The 13,219-nt window shown below is 67.6% G+C and carries 14 protein-coding genes; 5 read left to right on the forward strand and 9 right to left on the reverse strand.

Translation table 11 applies throughout. The annotated features are described in order from the left end of the window. Positions 1-265: 265 nt before the first annotated feature. The 7 genes from FIU89_RS00130 to FIU89_RS00160 form a co-directional block, all read right to left on the reverse strand. Positions 266-1,579 (reverse strand): pitrilysin family protein, encoded by a 1,314-nt coding sequence (locus FIU89_RS00130; protein WP_152490723.1) that lies wholly within the window; start codon positions 1,577-1,579, stop codon positions 266-268. Continuing rightward, the gene (locus tag FIU89_RS00135; RefSeq protein WP_152490724.1) at positions 1,576-2,910 is read right to left on the reverse strand and encodes a pitrilysin family protein; all 1,335 of its coding nucleotides are present in this window, start codon (positions 2,908-2,910) and stop codon (positions 1,576-1,578) included. The genes FIU89_RS00130 and FIU89_RS00135 overlap by 4 nt, the downstream gene beginning before the upstream one ends. A gap of 89 nt (positions 2,911-2,999) precedes the next feature. Then, positions 3,000-3,539, reverse strand: a complete 540-nt coding sequence (locus tag FIU89_RS00140; RefSeq protein WP_152490725.1) for a DUF3035 domain-containing protein — start codon at positions 3,537-3,539, stop codon at positions 3,000-3,002. A 50-nt stretch (positions 3,540-3,589) separates the two neighbouring features. Next, positions 3,590-4,054, reverse strand: a complete 465-nt coding sequence (gene lspA / locus FIU89_RS00145; protein WP_152490726.1) for a signal peptidase II — start codon at positions 4,052-4,054, stop codon at positions 3,590-3,592. A 54-nt stretch (positions 4,055-4,108) separates the two neighbouring features. Next, on the reverse strand, positions 4,109-5,698 hold the full coding sequence (purH, locus tag FIU89_RS00150) for a bifunctional phosphoribosylaminoimidazolecarboxamide formyltransferase/IMP cyclohydrolase (RefSeq protein ID WP_152490727.1): 1,590 nt from the start codon (positions 5,696-5,698) through the stop codon (positions 4,109-4,111). Positions 5,699-5,734: 36 nt separating this feature from the next. Further along, the gene (locus tag FIU89_RS00155; protein ID WP_152490728.1) at positions 5,735-7,477 is read right to left on the reverse strand and encodes a heparinase II/III family protein; all 1,743 of its coding nucleotides are present in this window, start codon (positions 7,475-7,477) and stop codon (positions 5,735-5,737) included. A 92-nt stretch (positions 7,478-7,569) separates the two neighbouring features. Beyond that, complete coding sequence (locus FIU89_RS00160; RefSeq protein WP_152490729.1) at positions 7,570-8,835, reverse strand: RsmB/NOP family class I SAM-dependent RNA methyltransferase; 1,266 nt, start codon at positions 8,833-8,835, stop codon at positions 7,570-7,572. 67 nt (positions 8,836-8,902) lie between these two features. On the opposite strand from FIU89_RS00160, the gene FIU89_RS00165 reads away from it, so the two are divergent. After that, positions 8,903-9,079, forward strand: a complete 177-nt coding sequence (locus FIU89_RS00165) for a DUF1674 domain-containing protein (RefSeq protein WP_152490730.1) — start codon at positions 8,903-8,905, stop codon at positions 9,077-9,079. Positions 9,080-9,101: 22 nt separating this feature from the next. Here the strand turns inward: FIU89_RS00165 and FIU89_RS00170 are convergent, their stop codons facing one another. Beyond that, on the reverse strand, positions 9,102-9,455 hold the full coding sequence (locus FIU89_RS00170; protein WP_152490731.1) for a dihydrodipicolinate reductase: 354 nt from the start codon (positions 9,453-9,455) through the stop codon (positions 9,102-9,104). Positions 9,456-9,525: 70 nt separating this feature from the next. Then, entirely contained in the window at positions 9,526-10,344 is an 819-nt protein-coding gene (gene dapB / locus FIU89_RS00175) for a 4-hydroxy-tetrahydrodipicolinate reductase (protein ID WP_152490732.1), read from the reverse strand. A gap of 84 nt (positions 10,345-10,428) precedes the next feature. Here dapB and rbfA point away from each other — a divergent pair, with 84 nt between their 5' ends. The 4 genes from rbfA to FIU89_RS00195 all read left to right on the forward strand — a co-directional run bounded on the left by rbfA (position 10,429) and on the right by FIU89_RS00195 (position 13,166). After that, positions 10,429-10,824, forward strand: coding sequence for a 30S ribosome-binding factor RbfA (gene rbfA, locus FIU89_RS00180; RefSeq protein WP_152490733.1), 396 nt, complete (start codon positions 10,429-10,431; stop codon positions 10,822-10,824). Positions 10,825-10,828: 4 nt separating this feature from the next. Further along, on the forward strand, positions 10,829-11,560 hold the full coding sequence (locus FIU89_RS00185) for a phosphodiester glycosidase family protein (RefSeq protein WP_152490734.1): 732 nt from the start codon (positions 10,829-10,831) through the stop codon (positions 11,558-11,560). Positions 11,561-11,691: 131 nt separating this feature from the next. Further along, a complete protein-coding gene (truB, locus tag FIU89_RS00190; RefSeq protein ID WP_152490735.1) occupies positions 11,692-12,612 on the forward strand; it encodes a tRNA pseudouridine(55) synthase TruB in 921 nt (306 codons plus the stop codon). After that, the gene (locus FIU89_RS00195; protein WP_152490736.1) at positions 12,609-13,166 is read left to right on the forward strand and encodes a DUF1643 domain-containing protein; all 558 of its coding nucleotides are present in this window, start codon (positions 12,609-12,611) and stop codon (positions 13,164-13,166) included. The genes truB and FIU89_RS00195 overlap by 4 nt, the downstream gene beginning before the upstream one ends. The last annotated feature ends 53 nt before the right edge of the window (positions 13,167-13,219 follow it).

The following is a 13,219-nucleotide window of genomic DNA, read 5'->3' on the forward strand; positions in this document are numbered from 1 at the left end:
GACCGCCGACGTGCGGGAGGCACTCGGGCGACGCGCGCCGGAAGCGGTAAATCCGGGATTTCCCTGAACCACCGGACGGGCTGGTTAACGCAGGCGCGAAGCCCGGAAACAGGGGGGTGACACGCGTGCACCCCCCGTGCACCCCCCGTACACCGCCGCGGTGCGGCGGGCGGGCGATGAAAAAGGTGAACGCACCGTGCGGTTCGACCGGAATATTGCGAGGTCATGAACGCACTGCACGGTCCGGCGCGGGGCGCGTGACGCTTCAGTTCAGCGTGTCGATCAGGCCTTCGGGCTGGCCGGTGACCACGAATGTCAGCGCCTCGGGGTCGAGCCATTCCCGGGCCACGCGGTTGACGTCTTCGAGCGTGACGGCATTCACCTTGTCGTTGCGGTTGGCGATATACTCGGTCCCCAACCCGTCCATCTGCATTCCGACGGCGATGTTGGCAATCGTGCCGTTGCCGTCGAACCGCAGCGGATAGGCGCCGGTGAGATAGGTCTTGGCGTCGTCCAGTTCCTCCTGGGTCACGCCCTCTTCGCGGATGCGCTGCCACTCGGCCTGGATGACCTCGACCGCCTGGGCCACGCGATCGTTGGCGGACGCGACGCTGCCCATCCAGACCTGCGCGTCGTCACGGTCGGCGAGGTAGGAATAAACCCCATAGGTCAGCCCGCGCTTTTCGCGCACCTCGGTCATCAGCCGGCTTTCGAAGCCGCCGCCGCCGAGGATGTGGTTGAGCACGAAGGCCGGAAAGAAATCGGGGTCTTCGCGTTCCAGGCCGGGCTGCGCGAAGATGGCGATGGATTGCGGCGTCGCGTAATCGACCACCTTGATTCCGCCGGGCAGGTTGAGCGTGGCGTCATCGGGGAGGGGCGCGCCGGTCTCGGGCAGGTCGGACAGAAGCATGTCGAGCAGCGACGCGAGCTCTTCGCTGTCGATGTCGCCCACCGCGCTGACATAGAGACGGTCGCGGGCCAGGGTCGCCCGATGCGCCGCGACGATATCCTCGCGGCTAAGGGCGCCGACGCTGTCGGCGGTGCCGTTTTCGTCGCTGCCATAGGGATGATCCCCGTAGACCAGGCTGTCGAACCGAGCGCGCGCGATCTGTTGCGGGTCCTTCGCGTCGGACTGGATGATTGACAGGATCTGCGCACGAACCCGTTCGATGGCCTCTTCGTCGAAGCGCGGCTCGACGAGGCTGTCCTTGAGAAGCGCCATGGACTCGTCGCGGTTCTCGGTCAGGAAGCGGGCCGATACCGAAAGCGAATCCGGGCCCGCGTCGTAGGAAAACGACGCGGCAAGGGAGTCCGCCGCGCGCGAAAAGGCACGGGCATCGAGATCGCCGGCGCCTTCCTCGAGAAGGCCGGTCATCAGGTTGACGGCGCCCCGTTTGCCCGGAGCATCGAGAGAGGTGCCGCCGCGAAATCGCAACTCCAGCGCGACGAAGGGGATCGAGTGATCCTCGACCAGCCACGCGTCTATGCCGCCGGGCGTGGTGATTTCCTGAATGTCGACGTCCGCCCGCGCGGGCAGCGCGGTGAACAGCATGAACGCGGCAAGAACCAAGCGGATCATTGAGTCACCTCCTGTGCGGTGATGTATCCCGTGACGGAATTGTTGTCCTGCGCGAAGAGATCGCGTGCGGCGGCCATGACGTCATCGACGGTGACCTGGTCCAGGATGTCGGGCCAGGCCTGGATATCCTCGACCGTCAGCCCCTGGGTCAGGCCGCGGCCATAGCGGTTGGCGAGCGCGCTGACGTCGTCGCGGGCGTAGATTTCCGAGGCGCGGATCTGGGTCTTGATCCGGTCGAGCCGTTCCTGGGAAAACCCGTCTTCGAGGAAACCGGCGATCACGTCGTCCATCGCCTTTTCGGCGTCTTCGAGGGTGACGTCGGGGGCTGGGACAACGGTGAGGTTGAAGGTCGTGTCGTCCAGCGAGAGGCCGCCGTAATAGGCGCCGGAATAGACCGCGACGCGGGAATCGAATTGCAGCTTCTCGTTCAGTATCGAGGTGGTGCCGTCGCCCAGAACCTCGGCCAGGATCGTCAGGGCCGCGGCCTTTTCCTGATCGCCGCTGTCGCGCTCGGGGGCGAGGTAGGAGCGCTGAAGATACGGCTGCGCGACCCGGGCATCCTGATAGTAGATCCGCCGTTCGGCAAGCTGGCGCGGTTCCTGTGCGCGGGTGCGCTCGGGCAGATCCGGGTTGGCGGGGATCACACCGTAATAGGTTTCGGCAAGATCGCGCACCTGGCCGGGATCGACGTCGCCGGCGACGACGAGGATGGCGTTGTTCGGGGCGTAGTAGGTTTGGTAATAGTCCAGCGCGTCGTCGAGCGAGAGATCGACCATTTCGTGCTGCCAGCCGATGATCGGCACGCCGTAGCGGTGATTGAGATACTGGGCCGCGCCCTGCTGTTCGCGGAAAAGCGCGGAGGGGTTGTTCTCGATGCGCTGGTTGCGTTCCTCGATGATGACGTCGCGTTCGGTCAGGATGTCTTCCTCGTCGAGCTGGAGATTGACCATGCGGTCGCTTTCCATCTTCATCATCAGCTCCAGCCGGTCGGCGGCGACACGCTGGAAATAGGCGGTGTAGTCATAGCTGGTGAACGCGTTGTCCGAGCCGCCGTTGCGCGCCACGGTGGCCGAGAACTCGCCCGGCTCCATGGTTTCGGTGCCCTTGAAAAGCAGGTGTTCGAGGAAATGGGCGACGCCCGAGACACCGGGCTTTTCGTCGGCGGAACCGGCGCGGTACCAGACCATCTGGACCACGACCGGGGCGCGGTGATCCTCGATCACCACGACGTCCATGCCGTTGTCGAGGCTGAACGTGGTTACCGCGTCGTCGGCGAAGGCCGGAGTCGCGACGAGAAAACAAAGGCATAGGCCGGACAGCCAGTTGCGCATGAAGAACCCCCTGAGGTCAGAAAACGCGTTGATCAGAAGATACGCGGCCCGCGCCGCGTTTCAACGGTGTTGACCTTGTTGTGAGCGGGTCAGCGGCGTCTGTCGCTGGAGTTTGCCGGCGGGTAGGACGGTGTGGGCACGCCCCTGCTGCGCAAACGCGCCGCCTCGGACCGCGCATCCAGCCACTGGCGCTTGTAGGCGAGGTTGTAATCGTCGTTGATACCGATGTTCAGGATGTTGACCCGCCCGCGCTGTCTGCGGACCTCGGCATCCTCGCGCGCGAGGGTCTGGCGAATGCCGGGGGCGCTGCCGAAGCGGTTTGCATAGTTCACGAGGCCGCCGTCGGCGCGGCCGATGCCGGTATCCGCGAGCGCGGCGGGATTGCCGCCGAGGGCCGCCACGCTGTCTCCCCGGGGGGTCGGATCGGTGATGTTGGTGCCGCCCGGAGTGGGCGCCGGCAGGGCGCGGTAGCTGTCGGGCGCTTGCAGCGGCTTGCCGGGGACGATGTTGAACTCCTCGGGACCGTTGCCCGTGTTCTTGATCCGCGACAGCTTGACGTCGCCGTCGCGCGCGCCGCAGGCAGACAGCGCCATCGCAAGGATCATGACCATTATCGCCGGACGTTTCATTTCCCACTCCTGCATCGTTCCGCCAGCCTTATCGTATTCGGACCGGCACGTCACGCCGCCTTTTTACTGTCGCCGCTGAAGACTACCATGCCGAATGCGCCGATGAAAACCGCGATGTCGGCCACGTTGAAAGATGTCGGATTGGTGAAGCCACAGCACGACATGTTCAGAAAATCGGCCACGGCGCCGTAGATCAGCCGGTCGATGACGTTGCCCAGCGCGCCGCCCACCAGGAGGCCCGCCGAGATCTTCTGCCAGCGGCCCTGCGGATCGGTCCGGACCCACCACAGCACCGCGGCCACGATCACCAGGGCGACGGCGATCCAGATCCACTTGCTGGCGCCGGCGAAGGCGCCGAAATTGATGCCGGTGTTCCACGCCATCTCGAGGTTCAGGTAGGGCGGCAGGACCTCGATCGAGCGGACGGTCTTGAGGTCCAGCACCTGCACGACCCAGTATTTGGTGATCTGGTCGAGCACGAATACGAGACCCGCGACCCAAGCAACCGTGCGCATACTGCTCTCCTTCAAGGCCCGCTTGCGTGTGCCGGCCGCTTATTGTTTCGGCTCTTAGTGCCGGAAATGGCGCATGCCGGTCAAGACCATGGCCAGCCCGGCCTCGTCGGCGGCGGCGATCACCTCGTCGTCGCGCATCGAGCCGCCCGGCTGGATCACCGCGGTCGCGCCGGCCTCGGCGGCGGTCAGCAGGCCGTCGGGGAAGGGAAAGAACGCGTCGGAGGCCACGACGCTGCCTTGGGTCAGCGGCGCGGAGAGGCCCAGTTCGGCGGCCATGTCCTGGGACTTGCGGGCGGCGATGCGGCAGCTGTCGACGCGGCTCATCTGGCCGGCGCCGACGCCGACGGTCGCGCCGTCCCTGACATAGACGATGGCGTTGGATTTCACGTGCTTGGCGACTTTCCAGGCGAACAGCATGTCGGCCATTTCCCGGTCCGACGGAGCGCGCTTGGTCACGACCTTTAAATCGCCTGTCGAGACCTGCCCGCTGTCCTTGTCCTGCACCAGGTAGCCGCCCGAGACCTGCTTGAGCATCAGCGCCGCCTCGGCCGGATCGGCAAGCCCGTCGGTGACCAGAAGGCGGAGGTTCTTCTTCGCGGCAAACACCGCCCTGGCGTCGTCGTCGGCGCCGGGCGCGATCACCACCTCGGTGAAGATGCCGGCGATCTCTTCGGCGGTGGCGCCGTCGAGCGGCTGGTTCAGGGCGATGATGCCGCCGAAGGCCGAGGTGCGGTCGCAGTCGAAGGCGCGCATATACGCCTCTTTCAGCGTCTCGGCGCGGGCGACGCCGCAGGGGTTGGCGTGCTTGATGATGGCGCAGGCCGGACCATCGGAGGGGGCGAATTCGCTGACCAGCTCGAAGGCCGCGTCGGTGTCGTTGATGTTGTTGTAGCTGAGTTCCTTGCCCTGCACCTGCCGTGCGGTGGCCACGCCGGGACGGGCGGAGCCGTCGGTGTAGAACGCCGCACCCTGATGCGGGTTCTCGCCATAGCGCAGGGTCTGGGCCAGCTGTCCGGCGACCGCGCGGCGGCGCGGGGCGGTCTGATTCAGGGCCCTGGCCATCCAGCCCGAGACGGCGGCATCATATGCGCCGGTGCGGGCATAGGCGTTGAGCGCCAGTTTCTGGCGGAAGGCATAGGTGGTCTGACCGTCATGCGCGTCCAGTTCCGACAGGAGCGCCTCGTAATCCTCGACATCCACGACGACGTTGACGAAGGCGTGGTTCTTGGCCGCCGCGCGGATCATCGCGGGGCCGCCTATGTCGATATTCTCGATGCAGGTGTCATAGACGGCGCCCTTGGCGACGGTTTCCTCGAACGGGTAGAGGTTGACGACCAGCAGGTCGATGGGACCGATGCCGTACTCGTCCATGGACGCCAGATGGTCGTCATTGTCGCGCAGCGCCAGAAGGCCGCCATGCACCATCGGGTGCAGTGTCTTGACGCGCCCGTCCATCATCTCGGGAAAGCCTGTCACCTCGGCCACGTCGCGCACGTCGAGCCCGGCGTCGCGCAGCGCCCTGGCGCTGCCGCCCGTCGACAGCAGCTCGACGCCGCGCTGGGCGAGGGCGCGGCCCAGGTCGATCAACCCGGTCTTGTCGGAAACTGAAAGAAGTGCGCGGCGCACGGGGGCGAGATCGGTCATGGGGCAGCTATTCCTTGTGGCAGTCCTGGGTCGTGTTCAGCTGAGGGCCACCGGCGTTCGCCCGTCTTCCGCCAGATCGCGCATCCCGATCGGCGAGTCCTGCGGCTTGGCCAGTGACCACCTCGTGCGGGTCGCATACTCCATCGCGCGCCCGGATAGAACGATTTGTTTGGTCGCACGCGGTTTCAGGCGGTTGGTGTCCAGATAGACGCTGGAGTCCACCGACAGGCGGGCGGTGCCATCGGCCCGGAAGATCCAGATCTCGCCGCTCTTGAGCGCCATCGACACCGCCGCGCCGCCCATGTCGATGGACACATCCACGTCCGGGTGCAGGTGAAACCGGATATCGAACGGGATGCCTTGCAGTGTCATCGTGTCGAGCGCCCGGTCGAAGCGTCGCTTGTCGGCGTCGGTCAGCGCCAGCAGCATGTCCTCTCCGGCGATGCCGCGGCCGTCGAAGGTCATTTCCAGTTTGCGCACATGGGTCAGGCCGTAGCCCCTGACATAACCGTCATGCCCGCCTTCGAAGGTCAGGCCGTCCGGCGCGTGGTTGACCCGGATCGGCACCTCGGTGGGGCCTTCGGTCAGCATGTCCTGCTTGGGCGCGGTCTTGCCCAGGCGGCTGCTGGAATGGCCGTTCAGCACGAGGGTGGAATGCGACGGCGTGGCCCGGCCGGCGCGGCGCCACGCGGTGCCGAAACTGGCGCCCGCGCCGCAATTGACGATCAGCGGACGTCGGCCCGATGTCAGTTCGAACGCCAGCGTCGAGGCATGGGCCCCCGCCGATGCCCGCCCCTCGGGCGGGGGTGCGGCGTCGATGATCAGCGAACAGCGCCCCGCGCTGAGCCGCGCAAAGCCCATCGACAGGCCGTTGGCATGGCGGCCCTTGATCTGGCTGGCGGCAAGCGCCGCGTCGAGCCGCCCGTCGAGCCCGCGCCCGCCGCCATGAAAGCGGGCGAGCCCGCCGTCGGAATGGCGCAGGGTGCGCAGGGTGGGGCTGATGCGCTCGATCGCGGCCCAGTGGGCGGGATGGGGGGTCTGGCCGGCCTGGGTCAGGGTTTCGGCGGCCCATGTGAGCAGGGTGAAGACCTCGAGCAGTTCTTCGGGGTTGCGGGTGGGCAGGCCGCCCTGATCGTCGATCTGGCGGGCGCATTCGCGGGCCAGCGCGGCAGAGGCGGGCGCGACCCGGGCCGACATGCCTTCGAGCGACAGCCCGGCATAGACAAGCCCGGTCAGCGCCTCGAACCGCGGCAGGCCGGGCGTGGTGGCGCGCCAGCGGCGGGACAGGAACAGGGTTTGCTGCGCCAGCGACCGCAGGAACAGGTCGGATTGCTTTTGCGTGCGGCCCGACAGCAGGAAGATCGCGTGGTTGATCCAGCGGATGAGGCGCCGTCCGGTCAGGTCGGGCCGCCAGCCCGGGCCGCGCCCGCGTCCGTAAAGCTCGATCCAGCGCCAGAGCCAGGCCTGCGCGCAGGCCCGCGCCGGGGCGTCGCCCGCGGCGGCCAGGTCATCGAGCCAGGTGAAGCCGTGCACCTCTCGCGAGAAGGCGAGGTCGGGGGGCGGAATGTCCCACGGGGTCTTGTCGGGGTCGCGGACGAGGTGGCCGGCAAAGAGAAAGTTGCCTGCGCAGAGCTGGCGGCCGCGGGCGAAGCTGCCGATGGTGCGGGGATCGGGTTGCGACACGAAGGCCGCGACACGGCCGCCGAAGGTGGACCGCCGGGCCTCCAGACGGTTCAGGAACCGCGTCACGCGCGGTAGATCGTGATCGGATGTCGACATCGAATCCCAGCCTCGGCACGCTCTTTCTGGCGTTGTCGGGTCAGTATACGCCGCCGCGCGCACCAAGTCACGCAAGGAAGGCGGGCGCGGGATCAGGTCTTGCGCAGAAGCGCGATGTAAAAGCCGTCCATGCCGCCCAGGTCGGGCCAGTGATCGGGGCGCAGGCGCAGGCCGCCTTCCTCGGTGATCCAGGCCGGGTCGATGCCGGGGCGGTCCAGCGCGGCGGTGTCGGTTGCGAGGCCCGGATGGCGGGCCAGCGCCTCTTCGACCTGCACCTCGCCCTCGTCGGGCAGCAGCGAGCAGGTGCAGAACAGGAGCCGCCCGCCGGGTGCGAGCAGTGTCAGGGCGTGGTCGATCATCCGCGCCTGCTGCTCGATCAGCGTGCCGAAGTCGGAGCCGTCCTTGGCGTGGGGCAGGTCGGGATGCCGCCGGATCGTGCCGGTGGCCGAGCAGGGCGCATCGACGAGGATGGCGTCGAAGGATCCTTCGGTGAAGGCGAAGGCGTCCTGCGTGACGCAGGTGGCGGACAGGCCGGTGCGGTCGAGGTTCTCGGTGACGCGGGCCATGCGCTTTTCCGAGGTGTCGAGGGCGGTGACCTGGGCGCCGGCGGCGGCCAGTTGCAGGGTCTTGCCGCCCGGTGCCGCGCAGAGGTCGAGAATGAATTCGCCGGGGCGGGGCGCCAGGATGCGCACGGGCAGGGCGGCGGCGGCATCCTGAACCCACCAGTGGCCGTCCTCGAAACCGGGCAGGGCCGAGACCTGGCCCGCGTCGCCGATCCGGACGGAGCCGGTGGGCAGCGCCGTGCCGCCGAGGCGGTCGGCCCAGGCGGCGGGGTCTTCTCCCGGCTTCAGCGTCAGGTCGAGCGGGGCGCCGGCGAAATGCGCCTTTTCCATCGCCGCGACCGCGCCATTGCCCCAGGCCGACACCAGCGGAGAGCGCAGCCAGTTGGGCAGGCGGGGGATGCGCAGGTCCTTCCACGGCTTGCCGGCGTCACCGGCCATCTGGCGCAGGATCGCGTTGACCAGCCCGCGCAGGCGCTTGTAGCGCGGATGGGTGCCGACAAGGGTCACCAGTTCGTCCACCACGCCATGGGCGTCGCCGCCCATGCACAGCTCGACCGTGCCGAGGCGCAGGATGTTCATCACGTGAAGCTGCGGCGTCTTGCGCAATTGCCGCGCCAGCAGGCGGTCGGCCCGGTCCATGCCGCGCAGCGTGTCGTTAACCAGCCGCAGCGCCCGGGCGCGGTCGGGCGGCGAGAGGCGCGCAAGCGGCGCGGTGAGTTCGGCCAGAAGGCGGCCGTCGCCGAGCACCTTGTCGAGCAGGGCCACGGCTGTGCTGCGGGGGGTGGGCGCGGGCATCGGTCATCCTTGGCCTTTGAACAGGGCTGGCCTATATCAGTGGCATCAAGAGGAAGGAAGCCCGGCCATGTCGGAAGACCGCAAAGACCTGCCACCCGAAGCCCAACGCGCCCTGGCCGAAGCCGAGGCGCGGCGCAAGGACGCCGAGGCGCTTGCCCTGCCGAAGGAGCTGGGCGGGCGCAAGGGCCCCGAACCCGTGCGCTATGGCGACTGGGAGATGAAGGGCATCGCGATCGACTTCTGAGCGATGCCACGCACCGCTGACGCTATTGCAGTTGCAGGTCGGCGTAGTCGCCTGTGCCCTGGTCCGAGATGAAGCGGACGGTGGAGCCCTGAACCCTCACCGCCTGGCAATTGGCGCCGAGGTTGCGCTGACCCCAGTAGAGGTCGCGGCAGAAATAGCCGGATTTCCACTGCCACGCGCCGGTGACGGGTCGACCGAAGGCGCGGCCTTCGATCTGTCCCGACGGCGTGACCGTCAGGGTGATACCCAAGCGGGTGAGGTTCTTGTTGGCGACGACCGAAACGAATTCGGACCTGTCGTCGATCTGGTCGAAACTTTCCGCAGCAGCGGGGCCACTCAACAGCGCGGCGATACCCGCAAGAACAGTCAGGCGCATCATCGGAACTCCCTGTAACAAACAATGTCTGTTACGGCGCGCCGGCCGATCTGGATCAGTTTCGGCCCGGTCAGTCCTCTTTCAGGCCAAGCACGTCGAGCATGTCGTATTGCCCCGGCTTGCGCCCCTGGCCCCACAGCGCGGCCTTGAGCGCCCCACGGGCAAAGACCGCCCGGTCAGAGGCGACGTGGCGCAGGATGATCCGTTCGCCCGCCGCGGCGAACATCACGTCGTGTTCGCCGACGATGTCGCCGCCGCGAATGGCGCTGAAGCCTATATTGCCCTTCGTCCGGGCGCCGGTGATGCCGTCGCGCCCGCGGTCGGCGGCCTGATCCAGCGACACGCCGCGCCCGTCCGCCGCTGCCTGCCCCAGCATCAGCGCGGTGCCCGAGGGCGCATCGACCTTCTGGTTGTGATGCGCCTCGATCACCTCGATGTCGTAGTCGTCATCCAGCGCGGCGGCGACCTTCTTGGTCAGTTGCACGAGCAGGTTGACGCCGAGGCTCATGTTCCCGGCGCGTATGATCGTGGCGTGACGGGCGGCCGCGTCCAGCTTGGCCAGGTCCTCGTCGGCAAGCCCGGTGGTGCCGATGACGTGCACGCAGCGGGCCTGTGCCGCCAGCGCGGCAAAGTCCACGGTGGCCGCTGGTGCGGTGAAATCCAGGATTGCATGGGCCCTGGAAATGGTGTCCAGCGGGTCGTCGGAGACGGTGACGCCGTTTGCCGCGCCGCCCATCGCCTCGCCCAGGTCCTGACCGATCCAGGCATGGCCGGGCCGTTCCAGCGCACCGACCAGATTTGCCCGGTCCGAGGCGGTCACGATTTCGGTCAGCATCCGGCCCATGCGCCCCGAAGCGCCTGTCACCACGATCCCCGGCAGGTCGGTCATTTCCATCTCCGTTCTTTGGTGCGCATTGCATAGCGCGGCGATCATCGCTTGGCAAAGACCCATGCAGGGCTTAGATGCAGTTCCATGGCAAAGAACAAGTTTCATGACGGACCCGGACCCTCGCAGCGGCAGTTGCGGGTCGGCGAGTTGATCCGGCGGACGCTGGCGGAGGTGCTGGCGCGCGGAGACATTCACGACCCCGAGCTGAACCGCCTGTCGGTGACCGTCGGCGAAGTGCGGACCTCGCCGGACCTGAAAGTGGCGACAGCCTATGTGCTGCCGCTGGGCGGGCAGGGCCAGGACGATGTGCTGGACCTGCTGGGCCGCAACAAGGGCGAGTTGCGCCGGATCATCGGCAAGAAGGTCGGCCTGAAGTTCGCGCCCGAGCTGCGGTTCCGGCTGGACGAGACGTTCGACCAGCTGGACGAGACGCGGCGGCTTTTTGCGCAGGACGCCGTGCGGCGCGACGTCGAGAACTGAGCCGATGTGGCGGTGGGTCCTTTTGGCTGTGGCGTTGCTGGCGGGCCCGGCCAAGGCCGTGGAATGCCAGCAGATCAGCGTCGAGGGCAGCCGGTATACCGCCTGCAAGGTCGATGCCGGCAGTGAAACGCTGCGCCTGTTCCTGAACGACCCGATGACCGGCGCGCCGCTGGGCAGTTTCAGCAGCGTCGAGCGACAGGTGCGCGGCGAGGGCGGTAAGCTGCTTTTTGCGATGAATGCCGGGATGTATCATCAGGACCGCAGCCCGGTGGGCCATTACGTTGAGGCGGGACGCGAGGCCAAGGGGCTGATCACCCGCGAGGGACCGGGGAATTTCGGCCTGCTGCCCAACGGTGTGTTCTGCATCGGCGAGGGCCGGGCCGACGTGTTCGAGACAAGGCGGTTCGACCGGGAAGGGCCGGTCTGCACCCATGCCACGCAGTCCGGGCCGATGCTGGTGATCGACGGCCAGCTGCATCCGCGTTTTCTGAAGAACAGCGACAGCCTGCATGTGCGCAACGGGGTCGGCACCTCGGCCGACGGGCGCACCGCGTGGTTCCTGATTTCCGAGGACAAGGTGAATTTCCACAGCTTCGCGCGGGTGTTCCGGGATGTGCTGAAGACGCCGCAGGCGCTGTATTTCGACGGGAGCATCTCGCGGCTGTATGCGCCCGCGCTCGACCGGCATGATGGCGGGTTCCCGATGGGGCCGATCGTGGGGGTCGTGGCGCCCTGACCCGGCGCCGATGATTCCGGGCGGCCCGGGGGAGCGGCGGGGCATCGCGCCCGCGCATTGACCCGCGAATTGACAGGTGCCGGGGGCTGCGGTACGCGGCGGCCTTCGGACAGCAAAGAGGCGACGGCATCATGGGGCGCAAGCGCAAGGGACGCGATATTTCGGGGTGGCTTGTCGTGGACAAGCCCGCGGGCATGACCTCGACCGCGGTGGTCAACAAGGTGCGCTGGGCGTTGCAGGCCAGGAAGGCGGGCCATGCCGGGACGCTGGACCCCGAGGCGACGGGCGTTCTGGCCGTGGCGCTGGGCGAGGCCACCAAGACCGTGCCGTTCATCACCGATGCGCTGAAATCCTATCGCTTCCTGGTGCGGCTGGGGCAGGCCACCAATACCGACGATGCCGAAGGCGAGGTCGTGGCCGAAAGCGACGCGCGCCCGAGCGACGCCGAGATCAAGGAGGCGCTGAGCGGGTTCGTGGGCGAGATCCAGCAGGTGCCGCCGAAGTTCTCGGCGGTCAAGATCGACGGCGAGCGCGCCTATAAACGCGCCCGCGACGGCGAGGATTTCGAGGTCGAGGCGCGTCCGCTGTGGGTCGAGGAGCTGTTGCTGACGGACCGGCCCGATGCCGACACGGTCGAGCTTGAGATGGTGTGCGGCAAGGGCGGTTACGTGCGGTCGATCGCACGCGACCTGGGCGAGGCGCTGGGCTGTCACGGGCATGTGGCCTCGCTGCGGCGGGTCTGGTCGGGGCCGTTCCGGGCCGAGGACGGCGTGACGCTGGAACAGGTGAACGCGCTGGCGCAGGACCCGGCGCTGGACGCCCACCTGAGGCCGCTGGAAGAGGGCTTGTGCGACCTGCCGATGGTCACCTGCAACGAGATGAGCGCGGCGCGGCTTCGGCACGGCAACCCGGCGCCGGTGATCGGCGGGTCGGTCGAGTATGGCGACGAGTGCTGGGCCGCTCTGAAAGGGCGCGCGGTGGCCGTGGGGCATTTCAAGGGGGGCGAGCTCTACCCCAGCCGGGTGTTCAACCTGGCGCCGGTGGCGCAATGACCCAAGCCGCGCACGACCCGGGCGGCAAGGTCCGGCTGCGCCTGCCCGACGGCGTGCTGGGTGGCGCGCGGTTTTCCGACTGCGGGCGGTATCGTCAGGCGCTGATCCGGGACTGGACGCCGGAGGGGGCCGCGCCCCGCACCGTGCTGTTCATCGGGATGAACCCGTCGGTGGCGGATGCGGCGGCGTCGGACCCGACCTGCCACAGGGAACTGATGTTCGCCCGCGACTGGGAATTCACCCGGTACCTGAAGGGAAACGTGCTGGACTGGCGGGCGACGTCGCCCAGGGATATCCCGCACGATCCTGAGGTGGCGTGCAGTGGCGACAACGTGCCGGCTCTGGTCGAGATGGCGCAGGAGTCCGAGCTTGTGGTGCTGGCCTATGGCAAGCTGCACCAGCGTTTTGCCGGCGTGGTGCGCGATGCGCTGATGGCGGTCGAAGCGACCGGGCGGCCCCTGAAATGCCTGGGCCTCAACAAGGACGGATCCGCAAAGCACCCCTTGTACCTGCGCAAGGACACGCCGCTGCGGGACTTTCCGATGCCGGCGTAGATGTGAACTCTCAGTAGTTTGTTCATCCGGTTCGGAGTTAGGCTGCAATCGCC

Source organism: Roseovarius sp. THAF27, from assembly GCF_009363655.1.
In the GTDB taxonomy this organism is placed as follows: domain Bacteria; phylum Pseudomonadota; class Alphaproteobacteria; order Rhodobacterales; family Rhodobacteraceae; genus Roseovarius.